This window comes from Streptomyces sp. NPDC001515, assembly GCF_053597115.1.
Window position 1 is genome coordinate 18,711 of record NZ_JBSFHN010000015.1, and the last position, 13,501, is coordinate 32,211.

Here is a 13,501-nt window from a genome sequence, read left to right on the forward strand (position 1 = left end):
CGTCACCCTCCGCAGACTACCGCTCACCAACCGAAGCGACGCTGGAGATCCCCCAGCTGACCGGGCATGCGGGGGGTGGCGCCGGGTTGACCCGCGCCCGGAACGCCCGCCTGCTGGGGCACCGCCCCCGTCGGCTGCTCGCCCATCAGCTGCTCGGTGGACTGGAGGAGCACCGTGCCCGCGCCGACGAACTCGAACTGGTGCTCCTCGCCCGAGGCGCCCCCGATCCCGGTCATCGCCCGCAACCCGCCCAGCATGCCCCGCATGTAGCCGTGGTCGTAGTGGTGGCACGGCGAGGGGCAGTCCGCCCAGCCGACCAGCGCCTGCGGATCCACCCGCAGCGGCGGCTCCATGAAGACCACCGGGCCGTTGGACGCGGCGACGAACTTCCCCGTGCCGATCAACGTCAGGAACCCCGGCACGATCGACTGCTTCAGGGCCAGCGTCGGCTGGTAGGCAAGCAGGTTGCCGGACCGGATGGTGAGGTTCCCGTCGTCCAGGTCGTAGGAGTTCACATCGAAGGCCCGGTCCGCGAGCAGCATTTTCCCGCTGCCCTCGGCGACCACCCAGTCGCCCGCGTGCAGCGGTGAATGGAAGCTCGTGCGCACCAGCCGCTCGAAGCGGCCGTGGCCGATGCCGTCGAACGCGATGTTCCCGTAGTAGGCGATCATCTTGCCCTTCTGCAGGAACCACTGGCTCCCCTTGAGTTCCACGCAGAAGGTGTACGCGTTGACGTTGTCGTCCGACGGCAGCGTCATCGGGTCGAAGACCACGGGTGAGCTCACAGTTTCTCCTCCGACGCCTGGACGTACACCGCACCGTCGCCGCTCAGCTCCAACTGGAACGCCTCGCCCGAACCGCGCCCCACCATGTCGCGCCAGCCGAGCGCGGTGGAGAGCTTGTTGCGCACCTCGCCGTGGTGCGCCACGTACGCCTGGGGGTCCACATGGACCGGACGGCCCGGGGTGATCGGCAGTTCGATCACCCCGCCGTGCGCCATCACGGCCACCGCGCCGTGGCCCTTGAGCGTCGTGGTGAACAGCCCCTGCCCGGTGACCTGGCCGCGCACCATCCCCATCACCCCGCCCTGCGAGCCCATGAACATCGTGCCCTGCTGGAGGGTGCCGTCGAAGGCGAGCAGCCGGTCCGCCTCCACGTAGAGGGTGTCCCCGGACAGGGTGATCACCTGGATGTGGTGGCCGCCGTGGCCGAACATCACCGTGCCGCTGCCCTCGACGGTCATCAGGGGCGTCGCCTCGTTGGCCAGCCGGCGGCCGATCATGGACATCACCCCGCCCTGGCCACCCTGGATGTTCGGGGTGAAGGAGACCTCGCCCCGGTAGGCCAGCATCGCCCCGCGCTGGCTGAACATCTTCTGGCCGGGGACCACCGTCGCCTCGACCATCTTCGAGTTGATCTCGCGGAACGGCATCAGACATCGCCCCCGATCGTGTTCCGCTCGCTGGGCTGGACGTACACCAGGCCCTCGCCCTCGAAGCGGATCTGGAAGGACTCGCCGGAGCCCTCGCCCATCAGCGTGCGGAAGTTCACCCCGGACTGGAAGTGCTGGCGCAGATCGCCCTGGTGGGCGATGTAGGCGCCCGGGTCGACGAAGAGCGGGTACTGCGCGGAGACCCGCAGCACCACCGCCGAGCCGTCCGACATGATCGCCGCCTGGCCCGTCCCCTCCAGTGTGGTGGTGAACAGCCCGTTGCCCGCCGCGCTGCCGCGCAGCCCGGTGAAGCTGGTGCCGGTGCGCAGCGAGGCGTCCACACAGAGGAGGTTGCTCGCCTCCACGAACATCTTCTCGCCCCGCAGCCGTACGAGGTTGATCTCGCTCGCCCGGTCCGCGAAGTAGCAGGTGCCCTGGCCGGACACCTCCATCACGGTCATCTGCTCACCGGTCAGCCGGCGGGTCACCATGCCGCGCAGGCCCTCCCCGCCACCGGTCATCTTCTTGAACGTCATCCGGCCGTCGTACGCGACCATCGAGCCGTTCTTCGCCTTGACGGCGTCGCCGGTCAGATCGACGGCGAGCGTCTTGCTGCCTTGGAGTCGGAACATCGCCACCCGGCGAAGGTAGCGGCAGCGCCCGCCGTCGGAACAGGGCGAACGGCACGATCCGGCCCCGCGAACCGCCCCTGATACGCATTCGGTACCGGATACGCATGGAACCCGGACGTATCCGGTACGGAACACCCGCGCCCCGGACGTCCCCCCGCCGCCGGGGCACGGGAGCGCCGATGCCACAATGGGGGCCGCTTGTGCTCGCGTTCACAAGCAGTCACCGTCCTCCCACCGAAGGTGCCCCCGTGGACATCAAGACCGCCACCGCCCTGCACCGGCTGCGCCTCATCTCGATTCCCGAGGCGCTGTCCTTCCCGGCGCTGATCCTCTTCGGCTCGGTGCTCAGCCGGGTCTCCGACATCGACTTCCTGATGATGCCGCTCGGCATGCTGCACGGCGTCCTCTTCGTGATCTACGTCGTCCTGCTGCTGGACGTCTGGAACAAGACCAAGTGGCCGCTGAAGCGCGTCGCGTTCTTCTTCCTGCTCTGCGTGCTGCCCTTCGGCGGTCTGTACGGCGACAAGGTGCTCAAGCGCTACGAGGCCGACGGCGTGATCGCCGCCCGCGCCCGCCGGGAAGGCACGGTCAACGCGTGATCGTCGCCTTCTCCGTCAGCCCGCTGGGGGTCGGCGAGGACGTCGGCGAGTACGTCGCCGACGCGGTCCGCGTCGTCCGCGCGTCCGGGCTGCCCAACCGCACCGACGCCATGTTCACCTCGATCGAGGGGGAGTGGGACGAGGTGATGGACGTCGTCAAGCGCGCCGTCGCCGCCGTCGAGGCCCGCGCCGGACGCGTCTCCCTGGTCCTCAAGGCCGACATCCGCCCCGGGGTCACCGACGGACTGACCTCCAAGGTCGAGACGGTCGAGCGCCACCTCGCGCGGTGACACCCCCGCGCCGCCCCGCGAGCCCCCGCCCCTTCGGCGGGGGCTCGCCTCATTGCGGGGCGGCCAGCGCGATGCCGAGCGGGGTGCGTTCGTACAGCACCTGGTGCCCGTAGCGCCGCGAGGTCAGCAGCCCGGCCGCCCGCAGCACCGACAGATGCGCCGACACGGACGAGGGGGCGAGCCCCAGCCGGTGCGCGAGCGCGCTCGTCCCGGCCGGTTCGTCCAGCGCGCACAGCACATCCGCCCTGGCCCGCCCGAGCAGCCGGGCGAGGGCGTCGGGGGTGGCGTTGCCCGGGTCCGTCCACAGCCCGCCGATCCCGCGCGCGGGGTAGATCACGGCGGGCGGCCACGGCGGCTCGTAGCCGCTGACCACGTCCGGCCAGGTGAAGACGCTCGGGACCAGCACGAGGCCCTGCCCGCCCAGCACCCGGGAGTGCCGGCCCCGCATCCCCTTCAGGGTCAGGGTGGAGTCCGTCCACGTCAGTTGCGGGCTCAACTCCCCGAGAAGACGTGCGAATCCCACCTCGGCCAGCCGCCGCGAGTGGTACGCGATATCGGCCTCCAGCAGGGCGCGCAGCCTCGGCCAGTCCGGCTCGACCAGCGTCCGCCACGCCTCTTCGAGCAGATCGGCCAGGTCCCGCAGGGTCCGCGCCGGATCGGCCAGCAGCGCCCGGCCGGCCGGGGAGTCCAGGGCGCCCGGCCGGCCGGCCAGCGTCAGCTCCAGATCCTTGGCGACCAGCTCGGGACCGGTGGCCCGGACGGCCGCGATCTCCTCCTCGAACACGGCGTACGGCCCCGTCGGAGGCGGGCAGAGGAAGTCCGGATTGTGCCCCCCGTCCGTCATCAGCGACCAGAGCGGCCGCAGATCGAGCCCGGCGGCCGCCTTCTCGATGCGCCGCAGCCAGGGCTGGTGGTAGCCGTGCCGCCGCGGGCGCAGCAGCGTCCGCACGGCGGCCTGGGTCTCCCAGAGCGGGGAGAGCGCGAACCGGCAGCGCAGCAGGTCGTTCTCGTCGAGATGCAGCAGGAACGGCATGGGCGGCCTCACGAAGATTCGGCGTCAGCCGAAAGTCTACGGAGCGGGGTGGCCGCTCCTCCAAGCTGCCGCCATGCCGAGCAACCAGACCCCTTCGGCGGACGCCCCGTCCGCACCCCGCGGCTACCGCGCGGTCTTCGCCGTACGCGAGTTCCGCGCGGTCTTCGCCGCCCATCTGCTCTCCCTGCTCGGGGTCGTCGTCAGCGAACTCGCGCTGACCGTCCTCGTCTACGACCTCACCGGCTCGCCGCTGCTCAGCGCCCTCACCTTCGCGCTCGGTTTCCTGCCCTACCTCGTCGGCGGCACGCTCTTCGCCGGGGTCGCCGACCGCTATCCGGCCCGCCGGGTCCTCGTCACCTGCGATCTGGTCTGCGCGGCCTGCGTCGCCCTCATGGTGCTGCCGGGCACCTCGGTCGGCGCGCTCCTCGCCCTGCGCTGCCTGGTCGCCTCCGTCTCCCCGGTCTTCACCGGGACGCGGATGGCCGCGCTCACCGACATCCTCGGCGAGGGCGACCTCTACGTCCTCGGCCGCTCGCTGCTGCGCATCGTCTCGCAGAGCGCCCTGCTGACCGGCTTCGGCGTCGGCGGGGTGCTGCTGGCCGCACTCTCCCCGCGCGGGGCGATCACGATCACCGTCGCGACCTTCCTCTGCTCGGCGGCCCTGCTCCGCCTCGGCACCCGCGACCGGCCCGCCCGCTCCGGCCGCGAGGGCGGCGGCGCGCTGCTGGGGGAGTCGCTGGCCGGGGCCCGCGCGGTCTTCGCCGACCGCCGGGTCCGCGCCCTGATGCTGCTCTTCTGGGTGCCCGCGCTGTTCGTGGTCGCGCCGGAGGCCCTGGCCGCCCCGTACGCGGACGAGGCCGGCCTCGGCCCCGCCGCCCTCGGCCTGCTGATGTGCGCCATGCCGGTCGGCCACATCGCCGCCGAGCTGTACGTGGGCTCCGCGCTGAGCCCCCGGCTGCGCTCCCGGATCGTGCTCCCGGTCGCCGCCCTCGGCCTGCTGCCGCTCCTGCTGTACGCGCTGCGCCCCGGCATGGCGCTGACCCTGGCCGCGCTCGCGCTCGCCGGGGTGGGGGCCGCGTACAACATCGGGCTCGACCAGTGGTTCGTCGACGCCGTTCCCGAGTCCCTGCGGGGCCGGGCGATGACCCTGCTCACCGCCGGGCTGATGACGCTCCAGGGCGTCGGCATGGCCCTGGCCGGGCTGGCGGCCGAGTTCTTCCCGGTGCACGGGGTGGTCGCGGGGGCCGGGGCGCTGGGCACCCTGTGCGTGCTGCCACTGGTGAGGGAGATCCGCCGTACGGCACCGGGGAACGCCACCGGCACCGCACCCGGAAGCGACGACCGGACCGAAGTTCGAGACGGTGCGGACCGGCAAGTTCCCCATGGGTAAGGTCGGGGCCGTGCCCAAGCCGCTCAGTCTTCCCTTCGATCCCATCGCGCGCGCCGACGAACTCTGGCAGCAGCGCTGGGGCCCGGTCCCGTCCATGGGGGCGATCACCTCGATCATGCGGGCGCAGCAGATCCTGCTCGCCGAGGTGGACGCGGTCGTCAAACCGTACGGACTGACGTTCGCGCGGTACGAGGCGCTGGTGCTGCTGACCTTCTCCAAGGCCGGCGAACTGCCGATGTCCAAGATCGGCGAGCGGCTGATGGTCCACCCGACCTCCGTCACCAACACCGTCGACCGGCTGGTCCGCTCCGGTCTGGTCGACAAGCGCCCCAACCCGAACGACGGCCGGGGCACGCTCGCCTCCATCACCGACAAGGGCCGCGAGGTCGTCGAGTCGGCCACCCGCGATCTGGTCGCGATGGAGTTCGGTCTCGGGGTGTACGACGCCGAGGAGTGCGCCGAGATCTTCGCGCTGCTGCGCCCCCTGCGCATCGCGGCCCAGGATTTCGAGGACGACTGAGGGAGGGCGGCCGGCGGGGGCCGCTCCGCGCCCGGGGGTGCTGCAAGATCGCCCCCGCGTGGCGGTTACGCTCGATGGCATGAAACGCAGTGTGCTGACCCGCTATCGGGTGATGGCCTACGTCACCGCCGTCATGTTGCTGATCCTCTGCGTGTGCATGATCTTCAAATACGGCTTCGACAAGGGCGAGGGGCTGACGCTCGTCGTCTCCCAGGTCCACGGCGTGCTGTACATCATCTATCTGATCTTCGCCTTCGACCTGGGTTCCAAGGCGAAGTGGCCGATGGGCAGGCTTGCCTGGGTGCTGCTCTCCGGCACGATCCCGACGGCCGCGTTCTTCGTCGAGCGCAAGGTCGTCCGCGAGGTCGAGCCGCTGCTCGCGGACGCGGCGCCCGCGGCCCCCGCGAACGTCTGACACCACCGAACCGCCCCGCGCGAAGCGCCGGGCGGTTGGTCATCGACAGATACTAGGACGTCCTAGTAAATTGGGTGGCATGGACGCTGACGCGATCGAGGAAGGCCGCCGCCGCTGGCAGGCCCGTTACGACAAGGCCCGCAAGCGTGACGCGGACTTCACCACGCTCTCCGGGGACCCGGTCGAGCCCGTGTACGGCCCCCGCCCGGGGGACGCGTACGAGGGCTTCGAGCGGATCGGCTGGCCCGGGGAGTACCCCTTCACCCGGGGCCTGCACCCGACCGGCTACCGGGGCCGGACCTGGACCATCCGCCAGTTCGCCGGCTTCGGCAACGCCGAGCAGACCAACGAGCGCTACAAGATGATCCTGGCCGCCGGTGGCGGCGGGCTCAGCGTGGCGTTCGACATGCCGACGCTGATGGGCCGCGACTCCGACGACCCGCGCGCCCTCGGAGAGGTCGGCCACTGCGGCGTCGCCATCGACTCCGCCGCCGACATGGAGGTCCTGTTCAAGGACATCCCGCTCGGTGACGTCACGACGTCGATGACGATCAGCGGCCCCGCCGTCCCCGTCTTCTGCATGTACCTGGTCGCCGCCGAACGCCAGGGCGTCGACCCCGCCGTCCTCAACGGCACCCTCCAGACGGACATCTTCAAGGAGTACATCGCGCAGAAGGAGTGGCTCTTCCAGCCCGAGCCCCATCTGCGCCTCATCGGCGACCTCATGGAGCACTGCGCGGCCTCCATCCCCGCCTACAAGCCGCTCTCCGTCTCCGGCTACCACATCCGCGAGGCCGGGGCCACGGCCGCGCAGGAGCTGGCGTACACCCTCGCGGACGGCTTCGGCTACGTGGAGCTGGGCCTCTCGCGCGGCCTCGACGTCGACGCCTTCGCCCCCGGCCTCTCCTTCTTCTTCGACGCCCACCTCGACTTCTTCGAGGAGATCGCCAAGTTCCGCGCCGCCCGCCGGATCTGGGCCCGCTGGATGAAGGAGACGTACGGCGCGAAGACCGACAAGGCGCAGTGGCTCCGCTTCCACACCCAGACCGCCGGTGTCTCCCTCACCGCCCAGCAGCCGTACAACAACGTCGTGCGCACCGCCGTCGAGGCCCTCTCCGCCGTCCTCGGCGGCACCAACTCGCTCCACACCAACGCCCTCGACGAGACCCTGGCGCTCCCTTCCGAACAGGCCGCCGAGATCGCGCTGCGCACCCAGCAGGTCCTGATGGAGGAGACCGGCGTCGCCAACGTCGCGGACCCGCTGGGCGGCTCCTGGTACGTCGAGCAGCTCACCGACCGCATCGAGGCCGACGCCGAGAAGATCTTCGAGCAGATCAAGGAGCGCGGCACCCGCGCCCACCCCGACGGGCAGCACCCCGTCGGACCGATCACCTCCGGCATCCTGCGCGGCATCGAGGACGGCTGGTTCACCGGCGAGATCGCCGAATCCGCCTTCCGCTACCAGCAGGCCCTGGAGAAGGGCGACAAGAAGGTCGTCGGCGTCAACGCCCACCACGGCTCCGTCACCGGCGACCTGGAGATCCTCCGGGTCAGCCACGAGGTCGAGCGCGAGCAGGTCCGGGTGCTCGGCACCCGCAAGGACGGCCGCGACGACGCCCGGGTGACCGCCGCCCTCGACGCGATGCTCGCCGCGGCCCGCGACGGCTCCAACATGATCGCCCCGATGCTCGACGCGGTGCGCGCCGAGGCGACGCTGGGCGAGATCTGCGGTGTCCTGCGCGACGAGTGGGGCACGTACACCGAGCCGCCGGGCTTCTGACGGCGGGATCCGGGGCCTCGCCCGGGTCGCGCCCGGCATCGTCCGAGCGAAAGGTCCTACCCCGCGGCGGCGGCGCCCAGCCCCGCCAGCAGCAGCAGCGTGAAGCGCCGGGCCCAGTCCTCGTCGACGGGCTCGGCGCTCACGAGCACCCGGTGCACCACCGCGCCGGCGATCACATCGAAGATCAGATCGGCCGTCAGCGCGGCCGTCGCCTCGTCCCGCTCCCGGGGCAGTTCGCCGCGCTCCTGCGCCCGCCGGCGCCCCTGGAGGACCAGGCGCTTCTGCCGGTCCACGATCGAGTCCCTGATCCGGGTCCGCAAGGCCTCGTCGCGCGTCGACTCCGCGACCACCGCCATCAGGGCCGTACGGGTCTCCGGCCGGTCCAGCAGCGCGGCGAACTGGAGCACGACCGACTGCACATCGGCGGAGAGGCTGCCCAGATCCGGCAGTTCCAGCTCGTCGAAGAGCACCGCCACGGCGTCCACGACCAGTTCGTTCTTCCCGGCCCAGCGCCGGTACAGCGTGGTCTTGGCGACCCCGGCCCGCGTCGCCACGTCACCCATCGTCAGCTTCGACCAGCCGAGATCGACCAACGAGGCCCGGGTGGCCTCCAGGATCGCCTCATCGGCCGCGGCACTTCGGGGACGTCCCGTTCGCGAGGGTTTGGGGTGGCTGCGGCTCAGCATCCCGCGACCATACCCGCCAGTAGCCAGAACCGAGCGGGCGCACGGGGCGTGAGACAGATCACCGGGCGCTCTTGTGCGCCAGGGGTGGGGGACAGTTACGCTACGACCCGTAGCGTAAGGACGGATGTTCGACCGTTCATACGCCACGAACGAGTGACAGCCACAGGCGCCGGGTGGGGACCGGGTGCCGCACCGGGTCTTTCAGGGGCCCAAGGGCCGTGTCTGTCCGTGCGCCTCGCACGCCGGCGAGGGCTGCGGACGGACGCGGTTCCGGTATCGCTTTCCGGATCAGTGCGCCGAGGGGGGAGGATGTACGTATGCAGCCTAGGAACATGTCCATGAGCGGCGTCGTCGACCTCGCCGCGGTGAAGGCGGCCGGTGAGGCCAAGGCGAAGGCCGAGCAGGCCCGCGCCGATGCCGCCCGGCAGGGCGGCGCCGGGGCCGTGCCCCCGTCCTCCCTCGTGATCGACGTCGACGAGGCAGGCTTCGAGAACGACGTCCTGCAGCGCTCCGCCGAAGTCCCCGTCGTCATCGACTTCTGGGCCGAGTGGTGCCAGCCGTGCAAGCAGCTGGGCCCGCTCCTGGAACGGCTGGCCGTCGAGTACAACGGCCGTTTCCTGCTGGCCAAGGTCGATGTCGACGCCAACCAGATGCTGATGCAGCAGTTCGGCATCCAGGGCATCCCGGCCGTCTTCGGCATCGTCGCCGGACAGGCGCTGCGCCTCTTCGAGGGCGCGATGGCCGAGCCCCAGATCCGTCAGCTGCTGGACCAGCTGATCCAGGTCGGCGAGGAGCGCTTCGGACTCACCGGCATCGCGGTCGACGCCGACGCGGCCGGCCCCGGCGCCGCCGCGCAGGCCCCGGTCCCCGCCGGACCGTACGACGCGCTGCTGGAGGCGGCGGCCCGCGCCCTGGACGGCAACGACTTCGCCGGCGCGGCCCAGGCGTACCGGAACGTGCTCTCCGACGACCCCGCCAACAGCGAGGCCAAGCTCGGCCTCGCCCAGGCGGAACTGCTCGGCCGGGTCCAGGACATGGACCCGCAGCAGGTCCGCGGGGACGCCGCCGAGAAGCCGGCCGACGTGGACGCGCAGATCGCCGCGGCCGACCTCGATCTGGTCGGCGGTCATGTCGAGGACGCCTTCGGCCGCCTCGTCGAGACCGTGCGGCGTACGTTCGGTGACGACCGGGACCGCGTACGGGTCCGACTGCTGGAGCTCTTCGAGGTGATCGGCCCGGACGATCCGCGCGTCGGCGCCGCGCGCACCGCGCTCGCCCGCGTCTTGTTCTGATCTGACAAGGCGGCCGCACCCCCGACCCGGGGGTGCGGCCGTTTTCGCGTTCCGGCGCTAAGAGAGCCGTTCGCTTTACCAAATCTTGATAAAACAACGCCCTGTTACTGGCAGTAAATCGATCATTGCGATCTGTCCGTTTTCGCTCACGAATAGTTGCTTTCGTCGGCGGAGGCGGGGCAACCCTCTGTGGCCGCTCGGTACCCCCCGGTCGCGGGCCGGTGAGCGGGCCATTACCAGTGAGTAACGAACCCCTTGTGTCACGGCCGTGAATGGACCACGATCGGCCACGCTCGGTCCAATGACGCCCGCCCCGGCCGCCAGTCGGCGCGGCGGCTCCGTTGGGTCCCCGCCGAGTGGGCCGGTGGCAGTGGCACCGGTCGCGGACAGGGGGGTTCCTGCTGACCGGCAGGGCCTGTCCGAACAGGCCGCGCCCACGCGTGGCCAGTGGTTGTCGCTCGGGGGTGATCGCCGGTGAAGCGGGCGCGTTCCACGCCCCGTTCGCGGGCGCTCTCCTTTCCGAGGACGTAGCACTTCTCCCATCCCGGGTCGGGCAGGATGCCTGGCCGGAGATGTACGTCCGAGAAGGAGGAAATATATGAGTTCCCAGGTTCGCGGTGGCACGAGATGGAAGCGTTTCGCCGTTGTCATGGTGCCGAGCGTCATAGCCACCGCCGCGGTGGGTGTGGGCCTGGCCCAGGGCGCGCTGGCCGCTTCGTTCAGCGTGTCCGGCCAGGAGTTCAAGGTCCGGGCCGACAAGCTCGAGGGCTACGACTTCGTCCAGTACGGCAATGTGGCCACCGAGCAGGGTGCCGACCCCAAGGTCGCTGACGGAAAGGCGCACCCGGTGGCCGTGTCGGGCTTCAGCAAGGCCTACATCACGAACATGTGCCAGTCGGTCGTCACGCCGAACCTGCCCTTCGGCCTCGGCACCGTCACGATGAGGCTGGAGGCGGGCGGCGAGGGACACGACCGTGTCTACGCCAAGGACCTCTACCTTGACATTTCGGAACTCGACGGTGACGCCAAGTTCAGCAAGATCGACATCGGTGTGGCCACCAGTTCGCTGAAGACGGACAAGCCGGGGAGCATCGGCGTCCAGCCCGGCACCCAGGCGAACCCCAACGGGTTCGCCCAGCGTTCCGAGGAAGCCGTGCTGACCGGCGTCCGCCAGAAGGCGTGGGCCACCACGGCCGGCACCTTCAACCTCAGCGGTCTGAAGCTGCGGCTCTCCAGGGGCACCAGCCAGGAGTGCTACTAAGCACCGCTCGGGTGGCCGGAGTCCGCCTCGCCGGCCTCCGGCCACCCACCCTTCTCCTTCTCACAGCAGTACCGGTTCCAGGGAGCTGTCTTCCATGAGCCCCGAATCCCAAGGGCAGAACGAGCATTACCTCTCCGTCGCCCGGCGAGGCTTCCGCACCTGGCGGGGTGACCGGCCGTTCTGGGCCGGACTGTTCACCATGCTGGGCGGGTTGCCCATCATGTACTTCCCGTACGCGAATCTGCACCTCGGGAACATGACGCTGGCGATGTCCACCACGGCGGGCGCCGGTTCGCTGATCATCGGTGTCCTGCTCGTCACGCTGGGCCTGACGATGTGGTTCCACAGCATCGTCCGTGTGTTCGCCGGCGTCGCGGCGATTCTGCTGGCCCTCATCTCCATACCCGTCGCCAACATCGGCGGCTTCGTCATCGGCTTCCTGTTCGCCCTGCTCGGCGGCGCGCTCTCCGTGTCCTGGGCGCCCGGCGAGGAGAAGCCGGAGGAGGAGGCCGCTTCCGAGGAGGGCCCCCTCGGCCGGAACGAGGCGGACCCGCTGGACCCGGCGGCGATGACGGACCTCTCGTTCGCCAAGGGTGAGCAGCCCGCGGGCGCGCTCCAGGGGACGGGAGTTCCCGAGCAGCAGTCCGCGCAGTACGACACGACCGTCGAGGTCGACGGCGGGGGGCACCGTGCGGGGTGACGAGAACCGGATGAACGCCCTCGACGAGGGCGGGCTGACGGAGCGCCGGGGCCCCCGGCACGCCGCGCCCAAGAAGTCGCTCATGACGAAGCTGCACCTGCCGAACGGCAAGAAGGCGTTCGCGCTGGCCGCGATGCCCACGGCCGTCTTCGTGGGGATGGGGCTCACGCCCCGGCTCGCGATGGCCGACGACACCACGGACATCCCGTTCGCCCCCGGCCCCTGTGTGACGCGTTCCGACGAGCCGAGCGAGTCCGCCGAGCCCACGCCCTCGGCGTCGACGACGCCGTCGCCCTCCCCGTCGGCGGGCGAGAGCGGGAAGCCGGCGACCGACGAGACCGGCACGGCGAGCCCGAAGCCCACCGCCACCTCCTCGGCGGAGACCGCGGACACCGCGAAGGCCGCCACCGAGGAGAAGAGCGCCGCCGAGGCCCCCGCCGCGTCCGCGAGCCCTTCCCCGACGCCCACCAAGACGACCAACCCGCTCGACCCGCTGGGCTGGGGCGAGAAGATCAAGGACTTCTTCGACGGGCCCGACAAGGAGGAGACGGCGAGCCCGTCCCCGAGCGCCACCACGGCGGCCCCGGAGTCCTCGAAGTCGCCCACCGCGTCGCCGGAGACGGACAAGCCGGCCGAGAAGCCGGCCGACGAGCCCGCCGGGAAGACCACCGAGAAGGCCACGGACGCGGCGAAGGAGACGGCCGACAAGACCGCCGACGCCATCCGCGACGCGGCCGACAAGGCCGGCAAGCAGGTCGAGGAGCTGGACGAGGACGTCAAGGGGCTCGACCCCAAGGCGGACGAGGACATCCCCGACGGCGCCAAGCCCGCCTTCCCGTGCCCCACCGCCGACCCGGAGGCCCTGGCCAACGCGAAGCTGGAGCCGGGTATCCCGCGCCTCCCCAACGACCCGTGGGTCCTGGAGAGTTCGCTGCTCACCCTGGTCGGGCTGGACTACAAGGGCATCGTCGAGGTGGAGAAGGGCGACGGCACCACCAAGAAGGTCCTCAAGTTCACCGCCACCTCCATCGACATCAAGGACCTGCACCAGATGACCGTCGGCCCGCAGCCCGGCGTCACCGGTCACGTCAAGGCGCGCAAGGGCTCCACGTCCACCATCCGTGACGGCGTGGTCACCATGTACACGGACGAGCTGAAGGGCAACCTCTTCGGCCTCATCCCGATCACGTTCAGCCCCGAGACCCCGCCCCCGCTGAACGTCCCCTTCGCCTTCTTCACCAAGGTGAAGCTGAAGCAGGCCGGCCAGTTCGGCGGCACGCTGACGGTCCCCGGCCTCCAGAACTACTTCACCCGGGACGGCGGCTGACCCGCCGCCCCCTCCGGACCCGTCCGGGAGCCGCACAACGGCCGTGGGGGGCCCCCCCCGGCGGGGGGGGCCCCCCCGCCCGGGCCCCCCCCCAGCGAGGGGGAGGGGGGGGGGGGGGGAGTCGGGGGGGAAAAAAGAGGTTTA

15 protein-coding genes are annotated in these 13,501 nt (G+C 70.9%); 10 read left to right on the top strand and 5 right to left on the bottom strand.

The window, feature by feature from the left end; genetic code table 11:
- Positions 1–23: 23 nt before the first annotated feature.
- From ACWCXC_RS17415 to ACWCXC_RS17425, 3 genes are read right to left on the bottom strand one after another with little or no spacing between them, the layout of a single operon-like run.
- Complete coding sequence (locus ACWCXC_RS17415) at positions 24–785, bottom strand: AIM24 family protein (protein ID WP_450680232.1); 762 nt, start codon at positions 783–785, stop codon at positions 24–26.
- A complete protein-coding gene (locus ACWCXC_RS17420) occupies positions 782–1,432 on the bottom strand; it encodes an AIM24 family protein (protein WP_450680233.1) in 651 nt (216 codons plus the stop codon). The genes ACWCXC_RS17415 and ACWCXC_RS17420 overlap by 4 nt, the downstream gene beginning before the upstream one ends.
- The gene (locus tag ACWCXC_RS17425) at positions 1,432–2,064 is read right to left on the bottom strand and encodes an AIM24 family protein (protein WP_450680369.1); all 633 of its coding nucleotides are present in this window, start codon (positions 2,062–2,064) and stop codon (positions 1,432–1,434) included. Before ACWCXC_RS17425 ends, ACWCXC_RS17420 begins: the two co-directional genes overlap by 1 nt.
- A 248-nt stretch (positions 2,065–2,312) precedes the next feature.
- Between ACWCXC_RS17425 and ACWCXC_RS17430 the strand changes: the two genes are divergently transcribed.
- Positions 2,313–2,663, top strand: a complete 351-nt coding sequence (locus tag ACWCXC_RS17430; RefSeq protein ID WP_383635150.1) for a DUF3817 domain-containing protein — start codon at positions 2,313–2,315, stop codon at positions 2,661–2,663.
- Positions 2,660–2,953 (top strand): MTH1187 family thiamine-binding protein, encoded by a 294-nt coding sequence (locus ACWCXC_RS17435; RefSeq protein WP_450680234.1) that lies wholly within the window; start codon positions 2,660–2,662, stop codon positions 2,951–2,953. The genes ACWCXC_RS17430 and ACWCXC_RS17435 overlap by 4 nt, the downstream gene beginning before the upstream one ends.
- Positions 2,954–3,002: 49 nt before the next feature.
- On the opposite strand, the gene ACWCXC_RS17440 is transcribed toward ACWCXC_RS17435, so the two are convergent.
- Complete coding sequence (locus tag ACWCXC_RS17440) at positions 3,003–3,986, bottom strand: DUF5937 family protein (protein WP_450889642.1); 984 nt, start codon at positions 3,984–3,986, stop codon at positions 3,003–3,005.
- Between the two features lie 73 nt (positions 3,987–4,059).
- On the opposite strand from ACWCXC_RS17440, the gene ACWCXC_RS17445 reads away from it, so the two are divergent.
- The 4 genes from ACWCXC_RS17445 (at position 4,060) to ACWCXC_RS17460 (ending at position 8,091) form a co-directional block, all read left to right on the top strand.
- A complete protein-coding gene (locus ACWCXC_RS17445; RefSeq protein WP_450680236.1) occupies positions 4,060–5,376 on the top strand; it encodes an MFS transporter in 1,317 nt (438 codons plus the stop codon).
- A 10-nt stretch (positions 5,377–5,386) separates the two neighbouring features.
- Positions 5,387–5,896, top strand: coding sequence for a MarR family winged helix-turn-helix transcriptional regulator (locus tag ACWCXC_RS17450; protein WP_450680237.1), 510 nt, complete (start codon positions 5,387–5,389; stop codon positions 5,894–5,896).
- 79 nt (positions 5,897–5,975) lie between these two features.
- Entirely contained in the window at positions 5,976–6,311 is a 336-nt protein-coding gene (locus ACWCXC_RS17455) for a DUF3817 domain-containing protein (RefSeq protein WP_450889644.1), read from the top strand.
- Between the two features lie 79 nt (positions 6,312–6,390).
- Positions 6,391–8,091, top strand: a complete 1,701-nt coding sequence (locus ACWCXC_RS17460; RefSeq protein WP_450680239.1) for an acyl-CoA mutase large subunit family protein — start codon at positions 6,391–6,393, stop codon at positions 8,089–8,091.
- A gap of 56 nt (positions 8,092–8,147) precedes the next feature.
- On the opposite strand, the gene ACWCXC_RS17465 is transcribed toward ACWCXC_RS17460, so the two are convergent.
- On the bottom strand, positions 8,148–8,777 hold the full coding sequence (locus ACWCXC_RS17465) for a TetR/AcrR family transcriptional regulator (RefSeq protein ID WP_450889646.1): 630 nt from the start codon (positions 8,775–8,777) through the stop codon (positions 8,148–8,150).
- 317 nt (positions 8,778–9,094) lie between these two features.
- Here ACWCXC_RS17465 and ACWCXC_RS17470 point away from each other — a divergent pair, with 317 nt between their 5' ends.
- The 4 genes from ACWCXC_RS17470 (at position 9,095) to ACWCXC_RS17485 (ending at position 13,357) form a co-directional block, all read left to right on the top strand.
- Entirely contained in the window at positions 9,095–10,069 is a 975-nt protein-coding gene (locus ACWCXC_RS17470) for a tetratricopeptide repeat protein (RefSeq protein WP_450680241.1), read from the top strand.
- Between the two features lie 598 nt (positions 10,070–10,667).
- Positions 10,668–11,330 carry a DUF6230 family protein gene (locus tag ACWCXC_RS17475; protein WP_450889649.1) on the top strand — a complete coding sequence of 221 codons (663 nt, stop codon included), beginning with the start codon at positions 10,668–10,670 and terminating at the stop codon, positions 11,328–11,330.
- A gap of 94 nt (positions 11,331–11,424) precedes the next feature.
- The gene (locus ACWCXC_RS17480) at positions 11,425–12,030 is read left to right on the top strand and encodes a DUF6114 domain-containing protein (protein ID WP_450680243.1); all 606 of its coding nucleotides are present in this window, start codon (positions 11,425–11,427) and stop codon (positions 12,028–12,030) included.
- Positions 12,020–13,357, top strand: coding sequence for a hypothetical protein (locus tag ACWCXC_RS17485; protein ID WP_450889652.1), 1,338 nt, complete (start codon positions 12,020–12,022; stop codon positions 13,355–13,357). The genes ACWCXC_RS17480 and ACWCXC_RS17485 overlap by 11 nt, the downstream gene beginning before the upstream one ends.
- Positions 13,358–13,501: the final 144 nt, after the last annotated feature.